This window comes from Agromyces sp. NPDC029043 (assembly GCF_055564615.1).
On record NZ_JBVHVX010000007.1, the window covers coordinates 169,044 to 193,584 of the forward strand.

24 protein-coding genes are annotated in these 24,541 nt (G+C 72.1%); 15 read left to right on the top strand and 9 right to left on the bottom strand.

Features of this window, described 5'->3' with window-relative positions; genetic code table 11:
• Window positions 1-22: 22 nt before the first annotated feature.
• The 6 genes from ACZ4TW_RS11325 (at window position 23) to ACZ4TW_RS11350 (ending at window position 8,316) form a co-directional block, all read left to right on the top strand.
• Window positions 23-838 (top strand): SGNH/GDSL hydrolase family protein, encoded by an 816-nt coding sequence (locus ACZ4TW_RS11325; protein WP_465542815.1) that lies wholly within the window; start codon window positions 23-25, stop codon window positions 836-838.
• Between the two features lie 215 nt (window positions 839-1,053).
• A complete protein-coding gene (locus ACZ4TW_RS11330) occupies window positions 1,054-3,603 on the top strand; it encodes a galactose oxidase-like domain-containing protein (protein WP_465542816.1) in 2,550 nt (849 codons plus the stop codon).
• On the top strand, window positions 3,600-4,250 hold the full coding sequence (locus ACZ4TW_RS11335) for a hypothetical protein (protein WP_465542817.1): 651 nt from the start codon (window positions 3,600-3,602) through the stop codon (window positions 4,248-4,250). Before ACZ4TW_RS11330 ends, ACZ4TW_RS11335 begins: the two co-directional genes overlap by 4 nt.
• Entirely contained in the window at window positions 4,243-5,541 is a 1,299-nt protein-coding gene (locus ACZ4TW_RS11340; RefSeq protein ID WP_465542818.1) for a glycosyltransferase family 2 protein, read from the top strand. Before ACZ4TW_RS11335 ends, ACZ4TW_RS11340 begins: the two co-directional genes overlap by 8 nt.
• Window positions 5,538-7,130, top strand: coding sequence for an ArnT family glycosyltransferase (locus tag ACZ4TW_RS11345; protein WP_465542819.1), 1,593 nt, complete (start codon window positions 5,538-5,540; stop codon window positions 7,128-7,130). The genes ACZ4TW_RS11340 and ACZ4TW_RS11345 overlap by 4 nt, the downstream gene beginning before the upstream one ends.
• Before the next feature lie 28 nt (window positions 7,131-7,158).
• Window positions 7,159-8,316 (top strand): glycosyltransferase, encoded by a 1,158-nt coding sequence (locus ACZ4TW_RS11350; protein ID WP_465542820.1) that lies wholly within the window; start codon window positions 7,159-7,161, stop codon window positions 8,314-8,316.
• A 129-nt stretch (window positions 8,317-8,445) separates the two neighbouring features.
• Here the strand turns inward: ACZ4TW_RS11350 and ACZ4TW_RS11355 are convergent, their stop codons facing one another.
• Together ACZ4TW_RS11355 and ACZ4TW_RS11360 are read right to left on the bottom strand one after the other, a co-directional pair.
• Window positions 8,446-9,741, bottom strand: a complete 1,296-nt coding sequence (locus ACZ4TW_RS11355; RefSeq protein WP_465542821.1) for a D-alanyl-D-alanine carboxypeptidase family protein — start codon at window positions 9,739-9,741, stop codon at window positions 8,446-8,448.
• A gap of 23 nt (window positions 9,742-9,764) precedes the next feature.
• The gene (locus tag ACZ4TW_RS11360) at window positions 9,765-10,562 is read right to left on the bottom strand and encodes a TrmH family RNA methyltransferase (protein ID WP_465542822.1); all 798 of its coding nucleotides are present in this window, start codon (window positions 10,560-10,562) and stop codon (window positions 9,765-9,767) included.
• A gap of 151 nt (window positions 10,563-10,713) precedes the next feature.
• On the opposite strand from ACZ4TW_RS11360, the gene ACZ4TW_RS11365 reads away from it, so the two are divergent.
• Complete coding sequence (locus tag ACZ4TW_RS11365; protein WP_465542870.1) at window positions 10,714-11,493, top strand: Sir2 family NAD-dependent protein deacetylase; 780 nt, start codon at window positions 10,714-10,716, stop codon at window positions 11,491-11,493.
• A 3-nt stretch (window positions 11,494-11,496) separates the two neighbouring features.
• Here ACZ4TW_RS11365 and ACZ4TW_RS11370 read toward each other — a convergent pair whose 3' ends face one another.
• Together ACZ4TW_RS11370 and ACZ4TW_RS11375 are read right to left on the bottom strand one after the other, a co-directional pair.
• Window positions 11,497-12,591 carry a glycosyltransferase family 4 protein gene (locus tag ACZ4TW_RS11370; RefSeq protein ID WP_465542823.1) on the bottom strand — a complete coding sequence of 365 codons (1,095 nt, stop codon included), beginning with the start codon at window positions 12,589-12,591 and terminating at the stop codon, window positions 11,497-11,499.
• A complete protein-coding gene (locus ACZ4TW_RS11375) occupies window positions 12,588-13,502 on the bottom strand; it encodes an alpha/beta fold hydrolase (RefSeq protein ID WP_465542824.1) in 915 nt (304 codons plus the stop codon). Before ACZ4TW_RS11375 ends, ACZ4TW_RS11370 begins: the two co-directional genes overlap by 4 nt.
• 61 nt (window positions 13,503-13,563) lie before the next feature.
• Here ACZ4TW_RS11375 and ACZ4TW_RS11380 point away from each other — a divergent pair, with 61 nt between their 5' ends.
• Both ACZ4TW_RS11380 and ACZ4TW_RS11385 read left to right on the top strand, forming a co-directional pair.
• Complete coding sequence (locus ACZ4TW_RS11380) at window positions 13,564-14,265, top strand: exonuclease domain-containing protein (RefSeq protein ID WP_465542825.1); 702 nt, start codon at window positions 13,564-13,566, stop codon at window positions 14,263-14,265.
• 79 nt (window positions 14,266-14,344) lie between these two features.
• Entirely contained in the window at window positions 14,345-14,839 is a 495-nt protein-coding gene (locus tag ACZ4TW_RS11385) for a hypothetical protein (RefSeq protein WP_465542826.1), read from the top strand.
• Window positions 14,840-14,944: 105 nt separating this feature from the next.
• Here the strand turns inward: ACZ4TW_RS11385 and ACZ4TW_RS11390 are convergent, their stop codons facing one another.
• The 3 genes from ACZ4TW_RS11390 to glgA form a co-directional block, all read right to left on the bottom strand.
• Window positions 14,945-15,193, bottom strand: coding sequence for a type B 50S ribosomal protein L31 (locus ACZ4TW_RS11390; protein WP_465542827.1), 249 nt, complete (start codon window positions 15,191-15,193; stop codon window positions 14,945-14,947).
• Between the two features lie 126 nt (window positions 15,194-15,319).
• Complete coding sequence (locus ACZ4TW_RS11395; RefSeq protein ID WP_465542828.1) at window positions 15,320-16,111, bottom strand: ABC transporter ATP-binding protein; 792 nt, start codon at window positions 16,109-16,111, stop codon at window positions 15,320-15,322.
• Between the two features lie 52 nt (window positions 16,112-16,163).
• Window positions 16,164-17,354, bottom strand: a complete 1,191-nt coding sequence (gene glgA / locus ACZ4TW_RS11400) for a glycogen synthase (RefSeq protein ID WP_465542829.1) — start codon at window positions 17,352-17,354, stop codon at window positions 16,164-16,166.
• A gap of 78 nt (window positions 17,355-17,432) precedes the next feature.
• Between glgA and glgC the strand changes: the two genes are divergently transcribed.
• The 3 genes from glgC to ACZ4TW_RS11415 all read left to right on the top strand — a co-directional run bounded on the left by glgC (window position 17,433) and on the right by ACZ4TW_RS11415 (window position 20,370).
• Entirely contained in the window at window positions 17,433-18,683 is a 1,251-nt protein-coding gene (gene glgC / locus ACZ4TW_RS11405) for a glucose-1-phosphate adenylyltransferase (RefSeq protein ID WP_465542830.1), read from the top strand.
• On the top strand, window positions 18,680-19,342 hold the full coding sequence (gene serB / locus ACZ4TW_RS11410) for a phosphoserine phosphatase SerB (RefSeq protein ID WP_465542831.1): 663 nt from the start codon (window positions 18,680-18,682) through the stop codon (window positions 19,340-19,342). Before glgC ends, serB begins: the two co-directional genes overlap by 4 nt.
• Before the next feature lie 77 nt (window positions 19,343-19,419).
• Window positions 19,420-20,370, top strand: coding sequence for a lactonase family protein (locus tag ACZ4TW_RS11415; RefSeq protein ID WP_465542832.1), 951 nt, complete (start codon window positions 19,420-19,422; stop codon window positions 20,368-20,370).
• A gap of 24 nt (window positions 20,371-20,394) precedes the next feature.
• Here the strand turns inward: ACZ4TW_RS11415 and ACZ4TW_RS11420 are convergent, their stop codons facing one another.
• The gene (locus ACZ4TW_RS11420) at window positions 20,395-21,105 is read right to left on the bottom strand and encodes a beta-ketoacyl-ACP reductase (RefSeq protein ID WP_465542833.1); all 711 of its coding nucleotides are present in this window, start codon (window positions 21,103-21,105) and stop codon (window positions 20,395-20,397) included.
• A gap of 143 nt (window positions 21,106-21,248) precedes the next feature.
• Between ACZ4TW_RS11420 and ACZ4TW_RS11425 the strand changes: the two genes are divergently transcribed.
• From ACZ4TW_RS11425 to ACZ4TW_RS11435, 3 genes are read left to right on the top strand one after another with little or no spacing between them, the layout of a single operon-like run.
• Entirely contained in the window at window positions 21,249-21,623 is a 375-nt protein-coding gene (locus ACZ4TW_RS11425) for a DUF3099 domain-containing protein (protein ID WP_465542834.1), read from the top strand.
• Window positions 21,620-21,898: a hypothetical protein gene (locus ACZ4TW_RS11430; RefSeq protein ID WP_465542835.1), complete on the top strand. Its 279-nt coding sequence runs from the start codon at window positions 21,620-21,622 to the stop codon at window positions 21,896-21,898. Before ACZ4TW_RS11425 ends, ACZ4TW_RS11430 begins: the two co-directional genes overlap by 4 nt.
• Window positions 21,895-22,743 carry an SURF1 family cytochrome oxidase biogenesis protein gene (locus ACZ4TW_RS11435; RefSeq protein WP_465542836.1) on the top strand — a complete coding sequence of 283 codons (849 nt, stop codon included), beginning with the start codon at window positions 21,895-21,897 and terminating at the stop codon, window positions 22,741-22,743. Before ACZ4TW_RS11430 ends, ACZ4TW_RS11435 begins: the two co-directional genes overlap by 4 nt.
• 119 nt (window positions 22,744-22,862) lie before the next feature.
• Here the strand turns inward: ACZ4TW_RS11435 and ACZ4TW_RS11440 are convergent, their stop codons facing one another.
• A complete protein-coding gene (locus ACZ4TW_RS11440) occupies window positions 22,863-24,461 on the bottom strand; it encodes an ABC-F family ATP-binding cassette domain-containing protein (protein ID WP_465542837.1) in 1,599 nt (532 codons plus the stop codon).
• Between the last annotated feature and the right edge of the window lie 80 nt (window positions 24,462-24,541).

A 24,541-nucleotide genomic window follows, 5' to 3' on the forward strand; every position in this document is an offset into this window, starting at 1 on the left:
GCTGGCTGTGCACAATGGAGGGATGGTGACCCAACAGCATCCGTGGTCGCGATACGTCGCGATCGGCGACTCGTTCACCGAGGGCATCGGCGATCCCGAGCCCGGGGTGCCCGGCGGCCACCGGGGCTGGGCCGACCGCGTCGCCGAGGTGCTCTCGCAGGGCGCCGATGACTTCGCGTACGCGAACCTCGCCATCCGCGGGAGGCTCATCCAGCAGATCATCGACGAGCAGATCGAGCCGGCGCTCGAGCTGCGACCCGACCTCGTCACGATCTCCGCGGGCGGCAACGACGTCATCCGGCCCCGCACCGACCCCGACGAGATCTCGGCGCGCTTCGAGTACGCGATCGAGCGGCTCTCGCGCGACCGCGCGACCATCGTGCTCTTCACCGGCGTCGACGTCGGCTTCTCCCCGGTGTTCCGCGGCATCCGCGGCAAGGTCGCCATCTACAACGAGAACCTCCGCGCGATCGCGCAGAAGCACGACTGCATCGTCGCCGACCAGTGGGCGCTCGCCGAGATCCAGGACCAGCGCATGTGGGACCGCGATCGCCTGCACCTGAACGCGCTCGGTCATCACGAGGTGGCGCGGATGGTGCTGCGCGCGCTGAACGTCGAGAACGACCTCGAGCCGATGAAGCCCGAGCCCCTGCCCCAGCACTCCTGGCGGCAGGCCCGCACGCAGGACCTCTCGTGGGCGCGCGAGTACCTGGTCCCCTGGGTCATCCGGCGAATCAGGCACCAGTCCTCGGGCGACCTCGTCACCGCGAAGCGGCCGGACGCCGGGCCCTACGCGGCGCGCGTCGGCGATGACGCCACGGAGCCATCCGCGCCCTGAACACGACCGCGTCGCGCGCTCTTCCGAGCGAGGATTGGGTAGCCCCAATTGGGGGGTGTTGTCCACGAACGAGGATCGCGACTACATTTCCCAGAACCCCGCACCGCCGAGCAGGAATGCTCCCGGCGAGCGTCACCCCCCGAAGCCGCTAGCCGCAAGATCCGGCCGACCCGAAATCCGCCGGGATGTGTCACCCCTAGACGCGGAGTCCCACAATGCCCGCCCTCGCGCGCCGGCGGCGCGCCGGGCGCCCCGGTGCCATCGCCGCGGCGCTCGCCGTGCTCACGCTCGTCGCCACAGGCGCTGCCGGCCTGCCCACCACCGCCGACGCCGCCCCCGACAACCTGGTCGCGAACCCGTCCCTCGAGGCGGGCGCGTCCTGGCCCGACTGCTTCTCGCCGAGCGGCTGGGGCACCAAGCCGACCTGGTCGGCCAGCCCCGGTCGCACCGGAGCCCGCTCGATCTCGCTCACGATCTCGGGCTACCGGAAGGGCGATCGCAAGCTCATGCAGAGCGAGACGGCCGCGTGCGCGCCCATCGTGACGCCCGGGCGCAGCTACACGATGGAGGTCTGGTACCACTCCACCGCCTCGGTGACCCTCACCGCGTTCCGCTTGACCGCCGCCGGATGGAGCCACTGGGGCGACTTCGGCACATTCCCCCCGACGCCCGGATGGACCCCGGCGACGGCCACCACGCCGCCGATCCCGGATGGCACCGACCGGCTCGTCTTCGGCCTGTCGCTGGCCGCGAACGGCACCGTCACGACCGACGACTACTCGCTCGTCGACTCCCGACCGCCATCGCCGCCCGACGAGCCCGCGAACCTCGTCGTGAATCCGCACCTTGCCCAGGGCGACGTGGTCCCGAGCTGCTTCCAGGTGGGCGGCTGGGGTCAGCACACGGCGACCCGTGCCATCACGACCGACCTGCCCGCCTGGGCGCCGGCCGGCGCGCGATCGTTCACGATCGAGATGTCCGGCAGGCTCTCCGGCGACCTCAAGCTCCTCCAGTCGGAGGCCGCCGGCTGCGCACCCACCGTCGTGCCCGGCGGCCGCTACGTCGTCGCCGTCGACTACCGGTCCACGTCGCCTGCGAACGGGCTGACGGTCTTCGCGCACACGCCGCTCGGCTGGTCGTACTGGACCGACGTGGCCGCGCTGCCCGCGACTACGGGGTGGACGACGGCCACCGCCCAGCTCCCGCCGATCCCGGCCGACGTGGACCGCATCTCGTTCGGCGTCTCGGTCTCCGCCGACGGGGTGCTCGCCACGACGGGCTACTCCCTCACGGCGAGGCCGGTCGACCCCGACCCGACCCCGGAACCGGAGCCCACCGACCCCGCGGCGGCGGGCGCCTGGGAGGTCCTGGCCGCGGAGATGCCGCTCCGCACGGTCCACACGACACTGCTCCACGACGGGCGCCTGCTGCTCGTCGCCGGTTCCGGCAACGACGGTCGCCAGTTCGCCGCCGGCACGTTCCGCGCGGCCGTGTGGGATCCGGCGACCGACGCGTTCGAGGAGATCCCGGTTCCGTACGACATGTTCTGCGCGGGCCACGTGACCCTTCCCGACGGCAAGGTGCTGCTGGCCGGCGGCACGGAGGCCTACCCCGCGGAGACGCAGGGACCGAACACGTTCCGGGGCTCGAAGCGGAGCTACTACTTCGATCCTGCTGACGACGCCTTCCACGCGACCGGGGACATGGCCGGCGCCCACTGGTACCCGTCCCTCACCAAGCTCGGCGACGGCGACGTCTGGGCTGCCGGAGGACTCGACGAGAAGGCCGAGGGAACCGTTCTGACGGAGATCTTCGACACGTCGCAGCTGCGATGGCTGAGTTCCGGCGAGGTCCCGCAGACGTGGAGCTTCTGGGGCACGTATCCCCACATGTACCTCCTCGACGACGGCATGCTCTTCTACGCCGGCGGCCACACGTTCGGCAACGGCCTGCCCGGGACGGGTGCCTCGCTGTACGACTGGAGGACCGCGCGGATCTGGGATGTGCCGGGGCTTCGCCAGAAGGACCTGCGCGACGCGGCCGGTTCCGTGCTGCTGCCGCCCGCGCAGGATCAGCGGGTCATGATCGTCGGTGGAGGCAACACCGACACGAACCTCCCGGCGATCGCCCTCGTCGACCTGATCGACCTCTCGCAGCCCGCGCCGGCCTACGTACCCGGGCCCGACCTCCCCGGGCCGGGCAAGGCGTACGTCAACCTGCTGAACCTGCCCGATCGCACCGTGCTGGCCGCGAACGGCGCCCGTTACAACCGGGCCGGCGACGTGCACACGGCCGCCGTCTACGACCCGACGGCGAACACGTGGCGCAGCGTGGCCGCCGACCCGATCGGACGGAACTACCACTCGAGCGCGATCCTGCTGCCCGACGGTCGCGTCGCCGTGCTCGGGTCGAACCCCGCCGACAACACCTTCGAGCACCGGATCTCGCTGTACTCGCCGCCGTACCTCTTCCGCGGAGCGCGCCCGGCGATCGAGTCGGTGCCGGCCGCCGCCACCTACGGCGAGGTCGTCGAGCTCCGCGTCACGGGAGAGGTCGTCTCGGCGGCGCTGATGCCGCCCATGTCGGCGACGCACCAGACCGACACGAACGCCCGGCTCGTCGACCTGCCCATCACGGGCACGGGAGGCGTGCGGACGGCGCAGATCCCGCTCGATCCGGACCTGGTGCCCCCGGGCCCGTACATGCTCACGGTGCTCGACGCCGCCGGCGTCCCGAGCTCCGCCAAGTGGGTGTGGATCTCGTGACCCGGCCACCGTCCCGACGCGCTCGCGGCCTCGTCGCCGCGGTGGTGCTCCCGGTCCTCCTGGTGATCGCCGCGGTCGCCTTCTGGCCCCGGCCGGCGACCGAGGCGGGCCCTCCGGTGCTCTCGGCGCACCACGCGGGCCTCGCGCCGACGTCGGCCGCGCAGCATCCCGCACCGACGCGGATTCCGGCGCCCACTCCGCCCACCCAGTCGATCGACGGACCGCCGCCGGGCTCCGTCCCGCTCGCCCCACCGCCCGACTCCCCCGTCGGTGGCGAACCCGGCACGACGCTCGCCGACGCCGCATCCGACGCGTCGACGACGACGCGGAACGGTGCCGAGGAGCTCGGTGCGCCGCGCGACCCGGTCGATCCGTCGGACGTCGTCCCCGGCGACCGCGCCCTCGGCGGCTGCCTCGCCGCGTACGGCGAGGACGGTCAGTGCCTGAGCGCCGTGCCGCCCAGCCTGGCCGGGCACGCCGAGGAGATGCGCGCCGCCGGCCGCGACCCTGCCGCGATGGCGCATCCATGGACCTGCGGCGAGGTGCGCACCTACTTCCCCGACGGGATCGCGCTCCGCGAACCCGGAACCGATCCCCTGCGACTGGACTCCGACGGCGACGCTGTTGCCTGCGGAGCCGGTGACTGACCCGAACCCGAATCGAGATGCCATGCTCGTCGCCTCGCTCCTGCTGATCGCGTTCTCGCTGCTGCTGCTCGCGCTGTCCGTGTCGACGCTCTACGTCGCCACGTACGCGTGGTGGGACCCGAAGCGGCGGGATCGCACGGCCTACCCGCTCGACGCCGGAACCCCCGAACTGAGCTTCTCGCTGATCATGCCGTGCCGCATGGAGCAGGAGTCCGTCATGCGTGCGACCCTCGATCGCCTGCTGGGCCAGTCCCATCCCGACCTCGAGGTGATCATCTCGGTCGGCCACGACGACCCGCAGACCGTCGACATCGCCGAACGCCTCGCCGCCGAGCACGGCGACCGGGTCCGCGTGAGCGTGGACCACGGCGAGCGGAAGAACAAGCCGAAGCAGCTGAACACCGCCCTGCGGCTGTGCCGCAAGGAGATCGTGGGCGTCTTCGATGCCGAGTCGATCGCGGCGCGCGACCTGCTCGCGAACATCGACGCGAGCTTCCGGGCCACGGGCGCGGACGCGGTGCAGGGCGCCGTGCAGCTCGTCAACTACCGCGACAGCTGGTTCGCCCTGCGCAACTGCCTCGAGTACTTCGTCTGGTTCCGGTCCCGTCTGCACGTGCACGCGGAGCTCGGGTTCATCCCGCTCGGCGGGAACACCGTCTTCATCCGCCGCGACCTGCTCGAATCGATCGGCGGGTGGGATGACGGATGCCTCGCCGAGGACTGCGAGCTGGGCGTGCGCCTCTCCACGCTCGGGCGCAAGATCGTGGTCGCGTACTCGCCCGAGCTGGTCACGCGCGAGGAGACCCCGGATTCGGTCGCGGCGCTCATCCGCCAGCGCACCCGCTGGTCGCTCGGCTTCATGCAGGTCTACGCGAAGGGCGTCTGGCGCCGGCTCGGGACCGTCGGGGAGCGCCTGACGGCGCGGTGGACGCTGACGCAGCAGCACTTCATGGCCCTGACCGGAATCGCCATCCCGGTCTCGATCGCGCTCGCGATCGCGGGCGACTTCTCGCTGCCGGTCACGCTGATCGCCTACCTGCCCCTCATCACCACGATGGGCACCGTCGCGATCGAGGCGTGCATGCTGTGGGAGTTCGGCCGGGATCACGGCTTCGCGATCCGCCCCCTCGACTACCTCCGCCTCGCCCTGGGCACTCCGGCGTACCAGGCGGTGCTGGCCATCGCCGCGGTGCGCGCGTACGCGAAGTTCCGGATCGGCGACTTCCGCTGGGAGAAGACGGATCATTCCGGAAGCCACCTCGGCTACCTCGGCGCGGAGACGTCGCCATGACGATCACGACGCCCGCTCCGGGAGGCATCCGGACGCCGGAACCATTGCGGATACCGCGTCGCGCCGTCGAGCGGATGCTCGCCTCGCCCGACGCGATCGCCGTCCTGTCGCTCGTGGTGACGGCCTCCGTGGTCGGGTGCTGGAACGTCACTGATGCGCCGGCATTCCAGGACGACGAGGGCACCTACACGGCACAGGCGGTCGCAGTCCAGCGCGGCGACCTCGCGCCCTACACCTACTGGTACGACCACCCGCCGTTCGGCTGGGTGCAGCTGGCCGCCCTCGCCTGGCTCCCCCAGCTCCTCGGCGTCGGCGACGGCACCGACATCGAGGCCATGCGGGTCGCCATGGCCGTCTTCTCGGTCGCCTCGTGCGTGCTGGTCTACCTCGTGTGCCGGCGGGTCGGCACGCGACGGTCGTTCTCGGTGATCGCCGCGCTGACGTACGCCCTGTCGCCGCTGTCCCTCGAGCTCGGTCGCCAGGTCTTCCTGGACCGCATCGCGACGACATGGCTGCTCCTCGCGTTCTGGCTCGCGCTCTCGCCCCGGCGCGCCCTGTGGCCGCACATCGCGGCCGGCGTCGCGGCCGCGATCGCACTGCTGTCGAAGCTCACCGCCGCGGCGTTCGGTCCGGCGCTGCTCGTCGCCCTCCTCGATCGCGGGGCGTGGCGGGGCCGGGCCTTCTCCGTCGTCGGCTTCCTCGCCCTCGGCGCGCTCACCTTCGCCGTGTACCCCCTCATGGCGGCCCTGCGCGGCGAGCTCTTCTCCGGCCCAGACCATGTGTCGCTGCAGGACGCCGTGGCCTACCAGTTCTTCGCCCGACCCGGATCGGGCTGGATCTGGGAACAGGGCTCGCATCGGTCGGAACTCCTGGCGAGCTGGGTCGCCGCCGACGCGTACCTCATACTCGGCGGGGCGCTCGCCGCACTGGTCTGCCTCACCGCTCGGCGCACGCGGTGGATCGCGGTCGCCGTCGGGTGCTGGGCCGTCCCGATGGTCGCGAGCCGGGGCTACCTCCCGGCCATGTACGTGATCGGTGTGCTGCCGTTCCTCGCGATCGCGATCGGCGCGGCCGCCGAACGCGTCTGGGACCGACTGCAGGGACTCATCCACCACCGGGCGCCCGGTGCCCGGGTCTCCGGGCCGATGCTCGTCACCGCCGTGCTCGCGACGACCGTGGTGCTGGTGCCGGCCGCGAGCTCGCTCGAGCGGGATGTGCAGCTGGTCGCCCGCGACGCGAACGCCGACTGGCATCGCACGCTCGATTGGGCCGCCGCGAACATCCCGCACGACGCGGTCACGCTCGTGCCGTACTCGATGTGGCACGACCTCGACGAACGCGGATGGCACGATCCGTGGACGCTCATCGCGCTCGAGAAGGTCGACCTCGACTCCGAGTTCGACCAGCACCATCCGGGCGGATGGCGCGAGATCGAGTGGATCGTCGACGGGCCGACCGTCCGTCCCAACATCGAGAACCTCGACCTCGAGGAGGCCGGGCGCGCCTACGCCGCCTCGGAGGTCGTGCAGACCTTCGGTGCGTGGAGCATCCGACGGGTGCTCGATGCCCCGGCGACCGACGGCGGCTGATCGCCGCTCCATCCGGATGGAGACCGCAATGAGCGTCACCGTGATCGTGCCGACCTTCAACGAGGCACCGAACGTCGAGGAACTCGTGCGCAGGATCGACGCCGCCGCCGGCGACCTGGACGCCGACGTCCTCTTCGTCGACGACTCGACGGACGACACGCCGGCGACTATCGCCCGGGTCGCCGAGGCGAGCCGGCTGCCCGTGCGGTTGCTGCACCGCGAGGATCCGCTGGGAGGCCTGAGCGGAGCCGTGGTCGCCGGCATCGAGCAGACCTCGAGCGAGTGGTGCCTCGTCATGGACGGCGACCTCCAGCATCCGCCCGAGTTGATCCCCGTGCTGCTCGAGACCGGACGCGCGACCGCCGCGGACGTGGTCGTCGCGTCCCGTCACACCCCGGGCGGGAGCAGCGCCGGCCTGAGCGGCTGGGTGCGCCGAAGCGTCTCCAGCTGTTCGATCCTGCTCACGCGTGCGATGTTCCCCAACCGCCTGCGCAACTGCACCGACCCCATGACGGGATTCTTCGCGTTCCGGCGGGACGCCGTCGCCCTCGACCGGCTGCACCCCGAGGGCTTCAAGATCCTGCTGGAGATCCTCGCGCGGCACCGGTTGCGCGTCGTGGAGGAGCCGTTCGTGTTCGGCCGGCGCCACGCCGGCGAGTCGAAGGCCGACCTGAGGCAGGGCCTCCGGTTCGTCCACCAGCTGGCGGCGCTGCGATTCGGGCGGATGTCGCGGTTCGCGGCCATCGGCGCCGTGGGCGCCGTCGTCAACCTCCTGCTCATGGCGGCGATCGTGGCGATGGGCGTCGGCTACCTGGCCGCAGCGGTCGTCGCCGCGATCGCGACGATCATCATGAACTTCGCGCTGCAGGAGCGGTTCGTCTTCCGCGACCTCCGGAACGAGGGGCGCACGACGTGGAACCGCTTCGCGCACTCGTTCGCCTACAACGCCGCCGACTCGGCAGCGAGGCTGCCGGTGCTGTGGTGGCTCGTCGAGGCGGCGTCGCTGCACAGCGTGGTGGCCCAGGGAGCCACCCTGGTGGCGGCCTTCCTGCTGCGGTTCGCGTTCCACTCGCGGATCGTCTACCGACCGCGGCGTACCACGCCGGTCAGCCCGTTGCTGGCTTCGGCGCGGTGGCCGCTCCCCGGTCGCTCCAGATCGCCGTCCGGCGTGGATGGAGTCGACTGAGTCGGCGGGCGGCCGGTCGTCGGGTCACCGGTCGCGCGCCGCCTCCAAACGGTGGGAGGGTCGCAGGACGGCCCTCCCATCGGCTGCCCCGCGACGCGCCGCGATCCGGATGCGCTCACGCGGCGCTCGTCACCTCAGCGACGAGGCGTCGAGCGCGCCGGGGTTCGTCAGGCGCCACCAGGCGCCCGGGTCGTCGACGGTGCCGTCGAGCACGAGCGGCACCTCGACGAGCTGCGTGCCGGCGGTGACGACCGCGGTGCCGACGGCTGCGCCATCGGCAGCCAGCGTGATCGGGTCGGCCTCGACGGCGACGTCGACCGGCGTGTCCGACCAGACGGTGACGGTGGCGCCCTCGGCCGTGATCGCCGTCGCGGTGTCGCCCCAGGGCGTGACGTACGTCGCGACCTCGGTGCCGGCCTCGATCGCGACGACCTCGCGGAAGCCGGGCGCGATCGTGTCGATCATCTCGGCGATCGCCTGCCGCACGGCCGGGTGGTTCGCGCCGCCGAGCACGACGCCGACGATCGTGACCGACGACGAACCGACCGCGACGTCGGCGGAGAACAGCAGGTTCGCCGCGTCATCCGTCGTGCCGGTCTTGATGCCGTCGACGCCGTGCGAGCCGAGGAGCTTGTTCGAGTTCTCGAGCACCCCGAGCTCGGGGATGTCGACGCGCTGCGTCGCGACGATCTCGGCGAGCGTCGGATCCTGCAGCGCGAGCTCGCCGAGCCGGACCAGGTCGGCCGCGGTCGCGACGTTCTGCAGCGACAGCCCGCTCGGGTCTGCGATGCGCAGCGAGCCGAGGCCGTTCTCGGCCGCCCAGGCGTTCGCCCGGGCAACGTACGCGTCGATCGAGCCGAACCCCCAGATCGCCAGGGAGTTCGCGTAGTTGTTGCCTGAGGGCAGCATCATCGCCTCGAGGCTCTCGCGCAGGCTCAGCGTCGCGCCCTCGGCGACGCGCGCGACCGAGCCGTTCTGGGCGATCATGTCCCAGTAGATCGCGACGTCGGCCGCCGTGTACGCGACGTCGGGGCCGCCCTCGCCCGCCGGGATCGGCTGCTCCTCGAGCAGCACGAGCGCGGTGACGACCTTCGCGATGCTCGCGATCGGCATGGACGTGGTGTCGTTGCCGCTCGCGAGCGCACCGTCGAAGCCGACCGCTCCCACGGCCCACGCGCCGAACTCGGGCTGGTCGACGACCTGCGCGGCCGCGACGACGGGGGCGGGATCGCGGACTGACGGGGCGGCGACCGGGATCGGCGCGTTCAGGGTGGTCGTGGCGTACGCGCCGCCGCCCACGAGGCCTGCGAGCAGCATGCCGAGCGTCCCGAATACGACGATCCGGCGGCGGCGGTACACGCGCGCGGAGGGCCGAGGCGGGGCCGCCGGCGGCGCGGGCGGAGCGGGATCGAGCGTGCGGGACATCCCCAGCAGGATACCGAGCGGACCTATGCGAGCGCGTACAACGCCACGGCAGCGGCGGCGGCGACATTGAGCGAATCGACGCCGTGGGCCATGGGGATGGTCACGACGGTATCGGCGGCGGCGAGCGCCTGGCGCGAGAGGCCGTCGCCCTCGGCGCCGAGCACGAGCGCGAGGCGCTCGGGCGGGTCGGCCGCGAGCGCACGCAGCGTGACCGCGCCGTCGGCGAGCGCGAGCGCCGCGACCCCGAACCCACGGGCGGTGAGCAGCTCGCGAGCGGCGGCCCACTCCGGCAGGCGCGTCCACGGCACCTGGAACACGGTGCCCATGCTGACCCGCACGCTGCGGCGGTACAGCGGGTCGGCGCAGCGCGGCGTGACGAGCACGGCGTCGGCGCCGAGCGCGGCGACGGATCTGAAGATGGCGCCGACGTTGGTGTGGTCGACGATGTCCTCGAGGATCACGACGCGGCGCGACGCGGCGAGCAGCTCGCCCGCCTCGGGCAGCGCGGGCCGCTCGAACGCGGCGAGGGCGCCGCGGTGCACGCGGTACCCGGTGATGGCCTCGAGCTCGGCGGGGTCGGCCAGGTGCACCGGGATGTCGAACGGCGCGAGCGCTGACTCGAGGCCGGGCAGCCACTTCTCCTCCATGAGCACCGACCGCGGCGTGCATCCGGCGTCGATCGCGCGCCGGATCACCTTGGCCGACTCCGCGATGAAGATGCCGCGTTCGGGCTCGGTGATGCTCCGCAGTGCGACATCCGTCAACCGGGCGTAGTCGGCGACGGCATCGGATGCCGCGTCGCGGGCGTGTTCGATTCGCATGGCTCCTCCCCCGCAAGCCTGCCAGCACGTGGAAACATTCCGGTAAAGCGGGGCGTTTAGAATCAAGCACCGCTCGAAGGGAGCACCCGTGGCCACTGGGATCGAGGCGCCGGCGCCGTCCGACGTGCTGCTGCACGAGGCGATCCGCCTCATGCGCGGCGCGCGCGTCGCCGTGCTCACGGGCGCGGGCGTGAGCACCGACTCCGGTATCCCCGACTACCGCGGCGAGGGCGCGCCGGTCCGCTCGCCGATGACGTTCCAGACGTTCCTGAACTCCGAGACGGCGCGAAAGCGCTACTGGGCCGGCAGCCACCTGGGCTGGAGGCACTTCGGCGCCGCCCAGCCGAACGACGGGCACCGCGCGCTCGCCGCACTCGAGACGGGCGGCGTGGTGTCGGGTGTGGTGACGCAGAACGTCGACGGCCTGCACCGCCGTGCCGGCAGCACGCACGTGGTCGAGCTCCACGGCGCCTCCGATCGGGTGCTGTGCCTCTCGTGCGGGCAGGTGTTCGCGCGCCAGGCGGTCGCCGACCGGCTCGAGCAGCTGAACCCGCACATCGACCTCGAGGTCGCGATCCGCCCGAACCCCGACGGCGACGTCGACGTCGACGACCCCGATGCGATCGTGATCCCCGAGTGCACGGTGTGCGGCGGCGTGCTGAAGCCCGATGTGGTGTTCTTCGGCGAGTTCGTTCCGACGCCGGTGTACCGGCAGGCGGCCGCCCTCGTACAGCACGCCGACGTCCTGCTCGTCGCGGGTTCGTCGCTCGTCGTGAACTCCGGGGTCCGGCTGCTCGAGATCGCCCGGCGTCGCAAGGTGCCGATCATCGTGGTCAACCGCGGCGTCACGAAGGGCGACGCGCGGGCGACGGTCAAGCTCGACGCGGGTGCGACCGAGACGCTCACGGCGATGGCCGCGGCGCTGGCCTGATCGTCAGCGGCGCGCGTGCGCGGCGCGCCCGTTCGCCTCGCCGACCTCGAGTAGGACCCCGAGGAGGCGCTCGGCCGACGCACTCCACGTGAACCGTCCGGCGAGTTCGGCGGATGCCGCGGAGCGGCGCTCCCACTCGCCGGGCGCGTCGAGCGACGCGATGGCGCGGGCGAGCGCCTCGGCGTCGTCGGCGGGGAAGTACGTGGCCGCGTCGCCGCCGATCTCGCGGAAGATGGGGATGTCGGTGACGACGACGGGCGTGCCGAACCGCATGGCCTCGACGAGCGGGATCCCGAACCCCTCGGCCTTCGACGCGGTCACGAGCGCGGTGGCGCCGGCGAGCGCCGCCGCGTAGTCGGCGTCGCTCGCCCCGTCGTGGAACACGAGCCTCGCGTCGGGCGCGAGCCGCGCGAGCCGCCGGCGTTCGTCGTCGGGCACGCGGCTCATGAGGTGCAGTTCGTGGTCGGGCAGCCTGCCGACGGCGCGCACGAGCGTGTCGACGCCCTTGTACGACATGAACGAGCCCATGTAGACCAGCCGCTTGGCCGTCGGGCGGGTGCGCGGCAGGTCGGGCGTGCCGAGCTCGTCTGCGGCGTTGTGCACGACGGTGAGCGGGCGCCGGGTGAGCCGGTGCTTCCGGATCAGGCCGGCGCTCGTCTCGGACACGGTGACGATCGCGTCGGCCCGGTTCAGCAGCATCCGCTGCGGCCACCAAGCGAGGTGGTAGAGCCGCCAGAGGCCCCGCACGAACGCCGGCAGGTCACGCGGCGGCGTGCGGTTCTCGTAGTAGATGAGGTCGTGCAGCGTCAGCACCAGGCCGTAGTCGCGGCCCCACGAGCCCATGGTCTGCATGGGCGAGAACACGACGTCGGGCTTGAGCTTGCGCACCTGCCGGGCGACCCACGGCTCGCGGGGGCTCGTCGGGCTGCTGACGAGCTCCCACGGCAGGGCCGGCAGCTTGGCGAGCTGCCGGTGGTCGCTGATGAGCATGGTGAGCGGATGGCGCTTGGCGAGCTCGCCCACGATCGCCGCGGTGAACCGGCTGATGCCGTCGTGGTGGTCGATGCGCACGTAGCGGCAGTCGACGACGAGCCTCACGCGGGATCCCCCTCGACGAAGGCTCGGATGTGCCCGGCCGCTTCGGCGGGCGTCTCGTAGTGGATGAGGTGCCCGACGCCGGGGATGACGGCCAGCGTCGCGTCGGCGAACAACGGCTGGAGCCGGTACTGCGCGGCGAGCGGGGTCACGTCGTCGCGTTCGGCGACGACGAGCAGCACCGGCATGCGGATCGACGGCGCGTACTCGCGCACGTCGTGGCCCACGGACGCCTCGAACGCCTCGAGCACCGCGTCGCGGTCGCTGAACGCCGAGAAGTACCGGTCGTGCTGGTCGTGGATGAACCGGCGGAGGTCGGGCTCCTCGGTCTTGGCCATGGTCACGCTCATCACGCGGACGATCGCACGGTTGCGCAGCAGCGCGAAGCCCAGGCTGCGGGGCAGCGCCGCGGCGGCGCGGTAGTAGCCGACGGCGAGGCGCGTCATGACGGCGCGCGGACCCTCGAGGGCGGGTGCGCCGATCGGGTTGACGAGCACGAGCTCGTCGGGCGCGAGGCCCGCTGCCACGGCCGCCGAGGCGATGATCGAGCCGAACGAGTGGCCGAGCAGCGTCCATCGCCGGCGGCCGGCCGGCGGCGCGTCATCCGACACGCCCGCAACTGTCGCGAACTCGGCGAGCCACGCGGCGTACCCGTCGATGTCGTGCCGGTCCTCGGCGAACGTCGACGACTCGCCGAACCCGGGCAGGTCGGGCACGAGGATCCGGTAGCCCGGGAGCTTGGCCACGATGGGCTCGAGTCCGTGGTGATCGCCGCGGAACCCGTGCACCATGACGATGACGGGCGCCTCGGGCTCGCCGTACTCCCACCACGCGGTGTCGCTGCCGCGCACGAGGGCGCGGCGTTCGCGCACCGGGATGCGCGCGAGGTCGTCGGCGTACGGTGAGGCGATCATCCGTGTCATCCTACGGCGCGGCACCTGAGCCCTGTCGGCGGGCGCGGATACCGTGACCGGCATGGAGCACTCCCCCGCCGCATGCTGGGCCGACACCCTCGCCGTCTTCGACCTCGAGACCACCGGCATCGACATCGACACGTGCCGCATCGTCACCGCCCACGTCGGCGTGATCGGCCCCGGCGGCGAGGTGCTCGAGCAGCGGCAGTGGCTGGTCGATCCCGGCGTCGAGATCCCCACGGCGGCCACGCTCATCCACGGCGTCACGACCGAGCAGGCCCGACTCGAGGGGCTCGCCGCCGTGCAGGCCGTCGCCGAGATCATCGACGCGCTGCGCGATGCCGCGGGGCGCGGCCTGCCGATCGTCGCGTACAACGCCGCCTACGACCTCTCGGTGCTGCACCGCGAAGCCGAACGCTACGGGCATGAGGCGTTCCGCGGGCCCGGGTACGTCGTCGACCCGCTCGTGATCGACAAGGCCGTCGATCGGTTCCGCCGCGGCAAGCGCACGCTGACGGCGGCGTGCGAGCACTACGGCGTCGAACTGCTCGCGGCGCACGACGCGGGCGCCGATGCCATCGCCGCCGGCCGGGTCGCGCAGGCCATCGCCCGCGCGTTCCCCGAGCTCGCGGCGTGCGCGGTCGCCGACCTGCACGCCCAGCAGGTGGGGTGGTGCCGCGAGCAGGCCGAGAGCTACCAGGACTGGCGCCGGCGCAATGGCGAGCCCGAGTTCACGACCTCGGGAGCCTGGCCGCTCCGATGAGCGCGCGCCCGCCGGGCGTGTCGCCGCGACCCGCCGATCCACCGTCGCGCAACGCCCGTCGCCGTGGAATCCTTGGGGCATGGAGTCGCCCCGCGTGAACCGTTCCGAGATCGACGCGCTCATCGACGCGAGCGCTCTCTGGATCCTCGGCGACACCCCGGTCAATCCGGTGCTCGACGCCGCCGTCGACCTCATCGTCGCCGGCACCGATGCCGCGGCGCTGCGCGAACTCGCCGGCATGTCCGACGCCGACGACCCGTGGGACATCCGCGCCGCGCTCGGCCGCACCTTCGACGAGCTCGGACTGGCGATGCCCGACGCCGCATCGCCCGAGACCACGCGCCTCGCGCTGCGCGAGCTGTGCGCGCTGTTCCTGCACGACCGGATCTCGGTGCGCGAGCTCATCGACCGCGCCCGCGCGCTGGCGGGCGACACCGCGGGCGCCGTCGGTGCCGATCCGCTGCTCGAGATCGGCGTGTCGCTCGATGCGGGCCGTTCGACGCCGCACCAGGCCCAGCTCGCGGCGATCGACTGGGCGACCGGCTATCTCGCCGCGTCGTCGTCGGAGTCCTGAGGCGTTCGAGGCCGCGGTGCGATCGGCCGGCCCTCGGGGCGCACTGGCCGGCGGCATGACGAGAGGGCGGGCGACCTGAGTCGCCCGCCCTCTCGTGGTGGCGTCTTACGCGCCGAAGCCCTTGAAGCGCTTGTTGAACTTCTCGACGCGGCCGGCCGAGTCCATGATGCGCTGCTTGCCCGTGTAGAACGGGTGCGACTCCGACGAGATCTCGACGTCGATGACCGGGTAGGTCTCGCCGTCGAGCTCGATCGACTTGTCGCTCGAGACCGTCGAACGGGTGAGGAACGTGGCGCCCGAGGCGAGGTCGCGGAAGACGACGGCGTTGTAGGCGGGGTGGATGTCGGCCTTCATGGTGAATCCTTGCTGGTCGGATGGTGGGTTCGCCCCGCCTCAGGGCAGGGAAGCGTGTCGGCCGTTGGGCCAAAACACGAGTCTAGCAGAGACGACGAGCGGCTGCCGCGTGCACCCGGGCCGTCGTCAGGCGGCGGCGCGCCGGGCCGTGTAGCGGCCGTCGGACTCGCCGAGCTCGATCGGCATGCCGAAGGTCTCGGCGAGCGTCTCGGCCGTGAGCGCCTCGCCGATGGGACCCGCGGCGCGGATCTTCCCCTCGGCGAGCAGCATCGCGTGCGTGAAGCCCTGCGGGATCTCCTCGACGTGGTGCGTGACCATGACGATCGCAGGCGACGACGGCGACGAGGCGTAGCCACCGAGCAGCGACACGAGCTCCTCGCGCGCGCCGAGGTCGAGCGACGCGGCGGGCTCGTCGAGCAGCAGCAGCTCGGGGTCGGTCATGACCGAGCGGGCGATCTGCACGCGCTTCTGCTCGCCGTCGGAGAGGCTGCCGAAGCGGCGGCCGGCGAAGCCCTCGAGGCCCCACTCCTTCAGCACCCGCTGCGCGCGGCGGTCGTCGATGGCCTCGTACTCCTCGTTCCACCGGCCCGTCACCGAGTACGCGGCCGTGAGCACGGCGTCGAGGACGGTCTCGTTCTTCGGGATGCGCCGGGCCATCGCGGTCGACGCGAACCCGATCATCGGCCGCAGCTCGAACACATCAACCTTGCCCAGGGACTCCTGCAGCACCTCGGCGGAGCCCTTCGTGGGATGCATGGCCGCGGCGGCGATCTGCAGCAGCGTGGTCTTGCCGGCGCCGTTCGGCCCGAGGATCACCCAGCGCTCGTCGGATTCGACGCTCCAGTCGATGTCGTCGAGGATCGTGTTGCCGTCGCGGACCACCGACACATGCTGGAACTGGAGAACCGTAGACGCCATGCGTTCCATGCTAGTGGGACGGATGCTGCGCCCCCGCCCAGCCCCGGGGGCCTCAGCGGCCCGCGAGCACCCGCTCGTACAGCGCGCGCGTCGCGTTCGCGATCGCGTCCCACGCGAAGTGCTGTTCGGCGCGCGACCGCCCGGCCGCGCCCATCTCGCGGGCCCGCGCGGGATCGCTCACGACCCTCGTCAGCGCCTCCGCGAGGTCGGCCACGAACCGGTCGGGATCCAGCGGCGTGCCGGTACCGTCGTCGCGCTGCTCGATCGGCACGAGCACGCCGGTGACGCCGTCGTCGACGACCTCGGGGATGCCGCCCGTCGCGGTGCCGACGACCGCGGCGCCGCACGCCATCGCCTCGAGGTTCACGATCCCGAGCGGCTCGTACACCGAGGGGCAGACGAACGCCGTCGCCGCCGTGAGGAGCGCCGTGAGCTCGGCTCGCGGAAGGTGGCGGTCGATCCAGACGACGCCCTCGCGCGTCTCGCCGAGCTCGGCGACCAGCCCGGACACCTCGGCCATGATCTCGGGGGTGTCGGGTGCGCCCGCACAGAGCACGAGCTGCACGTCGGCGGGCAGCGAGCGGGCGGCGCGCAGCAGGTACGGCAGGCCCTTCTGCCGCGTGATCCGGCCGACGAACACGATGGACGGGCGGTCGGGGTCGACCCCGAGGGCCCGCACCTGGTCGGGGTCGTCGTTCGGCTTCCAGTCGGTCAGGTCGATGCCGTTGTAGACCACCGAGACGCGGTCGGGGTCGATGTCGGGGTACGAGCGCAGGATGTCGCGGCGCATGCCGTCGCTCACCGCGACGACGGCATCGGCATCCTCGAACGCGGTCTTCTCGACCCAGCTCGAGACGCGGTACCCGCCGCCGAGCTGCTCGGCCTTCCACGGCCGGAGCGGCTCCAGGCTGTGCGCCGTCACGACGTGCGGGATCCCGTGCAGCTGCTTCGCGGTGAAGCCCGCGAAGTTCGCGTACCACGTGTGCGAGTGCACGAGGTCGGCGCCCGAGGCATCCTGCGCCATCAGCAGGTCGACGCCCATCGTGGCGAGGGCCGCGTTCGCCGCGGCGAACTCGGCCGGCGTGGCGTACGCGGTGGTGCCCGCCTCATCGCGCGGGGCCCCGAAGCATCGCACCTGCACGTCGATGTCCCTGCGGAGCGCTCGGACGAGCTCGGCGACGTGCACGCCCGCCCCTCCGTAGATCTCGGGGGGGTACTCGCGCGTGAGGAGGTCGACTCGCATGCCGCAACGTTAGCCCGTCGGGGTCACGCGCCGTCAACCACCTGTCCCCCGCGGCATCCGCCTGACTACGCTGGGCACATGGTGGCCACGCGAAAGATCTTCGGCATTGTCCTCGCAGGCGGAGAGGGCAAGCGCCTCATGCCCCTGACGGAGGACCGAGCGAAGCCCGCGGTGCCCTTCGGCGGGCAGTACCGCCTGATCGACTTCGCGCTGTCGAACCTGGTCAACTCGGGGCTGCGCCAGATCGTCGTGCTCACCCAGTACAAGTCGCACAGCCTCGACCGCCACGTCTCGCAGACCTGGCACCTCGACGGCCTGCTCGGCTCGTACGTCGCGTCGGTGCCCGCGCAGCAGCGGCTCGGCAAGCGCTGGTTCTCGGGGTCGGCCGACGCCATCCTGCAGAGCCTCAACCTCATCTACGACGAGCAGCCCGACATCATCGTGGTCGTCGGGGCCGACCACGTCTACCGCATGGACTTCAGCCAGATGATCCAGGCGCACATCGACTCCGGCGCCGAGGCCACCGTCGCCGCCATCCGCCAGCCGATCTCGCTCGCCAACCAGTTCGGCGTCATCGAGGTCGACCCCGATGCGCCCGAGCGGATCCACCGGTTCCTCGAGAAGCCGAGCGACCCCGAGGGCCTGCCCGACTCGCCTGACGAGGTGCTCGCCTCGATGGGCAACTACGTCTTCAACGCCGACGCGCTCATCGACGCGGTGCTGCGCGACGGCGAGCGCACCGACTCGAGCCACGACATGGGCGGCGACATCATCCCGGCGTTCGTCGAGCAGGGCACCGCGGGCGTGTACGACCTCAAGGGCAACGACGTGCCGGGGTCGACCGACCGCGACCGGTACTACTGGCGCGACGTGGGAACCATCGACTCGTTCTTCGAGGCCCACCAGGACCTCATCTCGGTGCTGCCGGTCTTCAACCTGTACAACCGCGAATGGCCCATCTTCAGCCAGCAGGTGAACTCGCCGCCCGCCAAGTTCACCCGCGACGCGCGCGGGTCGCTCGGCACGGTCATCGACTCGATCGTCTCGCTCGGCTCGGTCATCTCGGGCGCGCACGTCGAGCGCAGCGTGCTCGGCCCGTGGGCGATCGTGGGCTCCGGGGCGCACGTCGCCGACTCGATCCTGTTCGACCGCGCCCGCATCGAGGCCGGCGCGACCGTGCAGCGGGCGATCCTCGACAAGGAGGTCGTCGTCGAGGAGGGCGCCCGCATCGGCGTCGACCGCGCAGAAGACGTCGCGCGCGGCTTCGTGGTCACCGACAGCGGCGTCACGGTGGTGGGCAAGGGCTCGCACGTGCGGGCCACCGCGTGAGCGACGCGCCATCCGGCCGCGGGGGCGGCCTGCTCGTCGTGCTCGACGCCGACTCGACATTGATCCGCGAGGAGGCCATCGAGCTGCTCGCCGAAGCGGCCGGGAGCCTCGAGCACGTCGCGGCCGTCACCGAGCGCGCGATGCGCGGCGAGCTCGACTTCGCCGCGAGCCTGCGCGAGCGCGTCGCGACCCTCGCGGGCCTGCACGTCACCGAGGTGGCCGCGGCGCGCGGCCGGCTGACGCCCACGCCCGGTGTGCAGGAGCTCATCGACGGCGTCCACGCCGCGGGCGGTCGGGTCGGCGTGGTGTCGGGCGGCTTCCACGAGCTGCTCGACCCCCTCGCGGAGCGGCTCGGCCTCGACTTCTGCCGCGCGAACCGGCTCGAGGTCGAGGGCGACCGGCTGACGGGCCGCGTGCGCGGCGCCATCGTCGACGCCGAGGCCAAACGGCTCGCGCTCGAGGAATGGGCCGCGGAATCCGGCACGCCCGTCTCGCGAACGATCGCGGTCGGCGACGGCGCGAACGACCTGCGGATGCTCGACCGCGCCGCGCTGGGCGTCGCGTTCTGCGCCAAACCCGTCGTGCGGGCCCAGGCCGACGTCGCGATCGACCGCGTCGACCTCAGCGGCGTGCTGGCCCTGGCCGGCTTGCGCGGCTGACGCGCCGCGTCGCGGGCGCCGCTGGGAGCTTCCTCCGAAGCCCCGCGGCGTCCCGGAGCCGGACCTAACATGTGCCCATGTCCGGTCGCATCGTCGCACGCACGTTCACCGCCGCCGCGCTGGCCGGGCTCCTCGCCCTCGGCGCGGCCGGCACCGCCCAGGCTGCGAGCCCGCCGCCCGGCGGCGGCACCGTCGAGGACCCCATCGCGCTCCCCGACGGGTTCCAGCCCGAGGGCATCGCGATCGGCAACGGCCCCGTCGGGTACGTCGGATCGCTGGCCGACGGCGACGTCTACGTGTTCGACCTCCGCACCGGGGAGGAGATCACGACGCTCGAGGGCCCGGGCACCCCATCGGTGGGCCTCAAGGTCGACGACCGCGGACGCCTCTTCATCTCAGGCGGTCCCACGGGCACCGCGCGCGTCGTGGACGCCGAGACCGGAGTTGTGCTCGCCACCTACCAGCTCACCACGGGGCCGGCCTTCATCAACGACGTCGTGCTGACCCGCGAGGGCGCCTGGTTCACGAACAGTGCGGCCGCCGAGCTGTACTTCGTGCCGATCAGCCCGTCGGGTGAGCTGGCGGATGCCTCCGACGTCGAGACGCTGACGCTCACGGGCGACTGGGTGCAGCAGTCCGGATTCAACGCCAACGGCATCGCGGAGACGCCCGACGGCAAGGCGCTGCTCGTGGTCCAGTCGTCGACGGCCACCCTGTTCCGGGTGGACCCGGCCACGGGCGTGGCGACGACGGTGGATCTCGGCGGCGTTGCGTTGACCGCGGGCGACGGCCTGCTCGTCGTCGGGACCACGCTCTACGTGGTGCAGAACCAGCTGAACACCGTCTCCGTCTTCCGCCTCTCGGCCGACGGCACGAGCGGCACGTTGATCGACCGGCTGACCGATCCCGACTTCCAGGTGCCCACCACGATCGCGCGGTTCGGCAACAGCCTGTTCCTCCCGAACGCGCGCTTCGGGACGCCGCCCACACCCGACACCGAGTACGACATGGTGCGCATCGACCGCTGAGCGGGCGCGTCGACGTCGGTGGGGTCAGTGCCCCATTCCGAGGCCGCCGTCGACCGGGATGACGGCGCCGGAGATGTAGCCGGCGTCGTCGCCCGCGACCCACGCGACGACCTTCGCGACCTCGGCCGGCGACGCGAACCGGCCGGCGGGAATGCTCTTCTTGTACTCGGCCTGCTGCGCCTCGGGGAGGGCGTCGGTCATGTCGGTCTCGATGAAGCCGGGCGCGACGACGTTCGCGGTGATGTTGCGGGCGCCGAGCTCGCGCGTGATCGATCGGGCCATGCCGACGAGCGCGGCCTTCGACGACGAGTAGTTGACCTGGCCCGCCCCGCCGTAGAGGCCGACGACGCTCGAGATCAGCACGATCCGGCCGAAGCGGGCCTTGAGCATGCCCTTCGACGCGCGCTTGACCACGCGGAACGCGCCCGTGAGGTTGGTGTCGACGACGCTCGTGAACTCCTCGTCGCTCATGCGCATGAGCAGCGTGTCGCGCGTGATGCCAGCATTGGCGACGACGACCTCGACCGGGCCGAGCTCGGCCTCGATCTCGGAGAACGCGCGGTCGACCGATTCCGAATCGGTCACGTCGGCGCGGACCGTGAGCGTGCCCTCGGGGCCCTCGCCGGAGCGGGCGGTGACGGCCACGCGGTGGCCCTGCTCGACGAACTCCTGTGCGATCGCGTAGCCGATGCCGCGATTGCCTCCGGTCACCAGCACGGTGCGGCTCGTGGTCATGGCGGACTCCGTCTCTCTCCAGGGGGCGCGTCAGGGCCCGGAAGGCCCGTCCCAGCATAGAGGTTGCCGAATGCGCGGCATCCGCTCTGCCCCGGAGTCGTAGTCTTGAAGGTGAGGAGCGCCGGCAGGCCACGGCGACCAGCATGAAGCACCAGCCCCTGCAGTCGATCACGTCGCTGCCGCCGTCGCCCGAGGCGGAGCGTCGCGCTCGCATGATCAAGTACACGATCATGATGGCGATCCGCGTCGCGTGCATCGTAGCGCTGCTGTTCGTGCAGGGCTGGTGGATCCTCGTCTTCGCGGCGGGCGCGGTGTTCCTGCCGTACTTCGCCGTGGTCGTCGCCAACGTCGCGACGAACCGCCCGCAGGAGGTCGAGCGCCCCGGCGGCATCGTGCCCGTCGGCCGGCCCGACCCGTTCGATGCCGAGACGACCCATCGACCGCAGGCCGAGACCGAGACCGAGACCGAGACCGCCGAGCATCCCGCAGACGACGAGGGTCCGGAGGCCGAGCGGTGATCGGCTCCCTCGGTGCCGTCCCCACGGGCGGCTGCTCCCGCGCGGGGTGCCGCGAGGCGGCGACCTGGCGCATCGACTGGCGCAATCCCCGGATCCACGCCGCCGACCGCGTCAAGACGTGGCTCGCGTGCGACGAGCACGTCGACTACCTCCGGGAGTTCCTCGCGACGCGTTCGTTCCCGGTGCGCGTGTCGACGTTCGACGGGTCCGCGACGGATGGCGCGGCGCCGGCGCCGCTCGGCGACGCCCGAGCTCCGGGCGGTGACCTCGCATGAGCGACTGGCGGTTCCTCGTCGCGCCGCGCTGGGCGGGCTACCTCGCCGTCGTGATCGTGTTCGCGATCACGTGCTCGGCGCTCGGCACCTGGCAGTTCAACCGACGCGCCGAGGCGCTCGCCGAGGTCGCGCGCATCGACGCGAACTACGACGCCGAGCCGGTGCCGGTGTCGGAGGCGCTGCCCGCGCTCGACGGCTTCGACATCGACCAGCGCTGGCAGGTCGTCGCGCTCACGGGCGAGTTCCTCCCCGACGAGGAGGTCGTCGTGCGCAACCGCCCGTTCGAGGGCAGCACCGGCTTCGAGGTCATCACGCCGATGCGGCTCGAGGACGGCACCGTGTTCATGGTGGACCGCGGCTGGATCGCGCAGGGCTCCGACGGCCGCCCTTCGGAGGTGCCGCCCGCGCCCGCGGGCGAGGTGTCGGTCAGCGCGCGACTGAAGGCGGGCGAGCAGCGGATCGCGGGCCGCACCTCGTCGGGATCGGAGTTCGCGACGATCGACCTCGACGAGCTCGCCGAGCGCATCGGCGAGCCGGCATACACGGGGGCCTACGGCATCCTGATCCAGACGGGCGCCGATGCGAACGAGCCGCCGCTCGCGCTTCCCCGTCCGGTGCGCGACGAGGGCCCGCACCTGTCGTACGCGCTCCAGTGGTTCGTGTTCGCGCTGCTCGCCTTCGTGGCCCTCGGCTGGTTCGCGAACCAGGAGCGCAAGTCGCTCGCGGCCGACACCGCGGTGCCGTCCGGCGCGCCGCGTCGCCCGGCCGAGCCGAGGCGACCGCCGCGCTCCCGGCCCGGCCGCACCGACGCCGAGGTCGAGGACGAGATCCTCGACCGGCGCTGAGCTCGCTCACAGCGCGAGGAGAGGGCACTCCACCGCGAACCCCGCGTTTCTGCGGGTCGACCCGCGTGAACCCGGGATTCGCGGGGCGAGTGGCGGCGCGTGGCGCGGCGACCGTCGGCCTACGCGAGCTCGATGAGCTCCTGGTACTCACGGCTCCAGTGGTCCTCGACGCCGTCGGGCATGATGAGCACGCGCTCGGGGTTCAGCGCCTCGACCGCGCCCGGATCGTGCGAGACGAGCACGACGGCGCCCTCGTAGTGCGCGAGCGCGTCGAGGATCTCGCTGCGCGAGGCGGGGTCGAGGTTGTTCGTCGGCTCGTCGAGGAGCAGCACGTTCGCCCCGGAGACGACGATCATCGCGAGCGCGAGACGCGTCTTCTCGCCGCCGGAGAGCACGCCCGCGGGCTTGTGCACGTCGTCGCCCGTGAAGAGGAACGAGCCGAGGACCTTGCGCGCCTCGGTCTCGGTCAGGTTCGGCGACGCGCTCACCATGTTCTGCAGCACGGTGCGGGCGACATCCAGCGTCTCGTGCTCCTGGGCGTAGTACCCGACGCGCAGGCCGTGCCCGGCCTCGACGACGCCCGTGTCGGGGCGGTCGACTCCGGCGAGGATGCGCAGCAGCGTCGTCTTGCCCGCGCCGTTCAGGCCGATGATGACCACCTTCGAGCCGCGGTCGATCGCGAGGTCGACGGCCGTGAAGATCTCGAGCGAGCCGTAGCTCTTCGAGAGGTCGCCCGCGGTGAGGGGCGTCCGGCCGCACGCGGCGGGCGTCGGGAAGCGGAGCTTCGCCACCCGATCGACCTGGCGCACCTCCTCGAGGCCGGCCAGCAGCTTCTCGGCGCGCGCGACCATCTGGTGGGCCGCGGCGGCCTTCGTCGCCTTGGCACCGAACTTCGCGGCCTGCTGCTTGAGCGCGTCGGCCTTCTTCTCGGCGTTGACGCGCTCCTTCTTGCGACGCTCCTCGTCGGCGGCGCGCTGGCGCAGGTAGTGCTTCCAGCCCATGTTGTAGATGTCGATGACCGAGCGGTTCGCGTCGAGGTAGAACACGCGGTTCACGACCTCGCCGACGAGCTCGACGTCGTGGCTGATCACGATGACGCCGCCCTTGTAGCCCTTCAGGAACTCGCGGAGCCACACGACCGAGTCGGCGTCGAGGTGGTTCGTGGGCTCGTCGAGGATCATCGTCCCGGCGTCGGAGAAGAGGATGCGGGCGAGCTCGATGCGACGCCGCTGGCCGCCCGACAGGGTCTTCAACGGCTGGTCGAGGATGCGGTCGGGCAGGTTGAGGTTCGACGCGATCGACGCGGCCTCGGCCTCGGCGGCGTACCCGCCGAGCGCCTGGAAGCGGTCGGTGAGGTTGCCGTAGCGCTTCATGGCCTTCGCCGCGACCGCCGGGTCGTCGGAACCCATGAGCTCGGACGCCTCGTGCATGCCGAGCACGAGCGAACCCAGCCCGCGTGCGTCGAGGATGCGCGTGCGCGCGAGCATCTCGGGGTCGCCCGACCGCGGGTCCTGCGGCAGATAGCCGATCTCGCCCGACCGGTCGATGCGGCCGCCGGTCGGCAGGGTCTCGCCCGCGAGCGTCTTGGTGAGCGTGGTCTTGCCGGCGCCGTTGCGGCCGACGAGGCCGATCTTGTCGCCGTCGGAGACGCGGAAGTTCACGCCTTCCATGAGCACGCGCGCGCCGACGCGGATCTCCAGGTCCTGGACGGCGAGCACGGTCGACCTCCGGTCGGTAGCGATGGGTTGGCGTGCCGAGCGGCACAGCCCTCCAGTCTAGCGGCGTCGACGGATGTCGC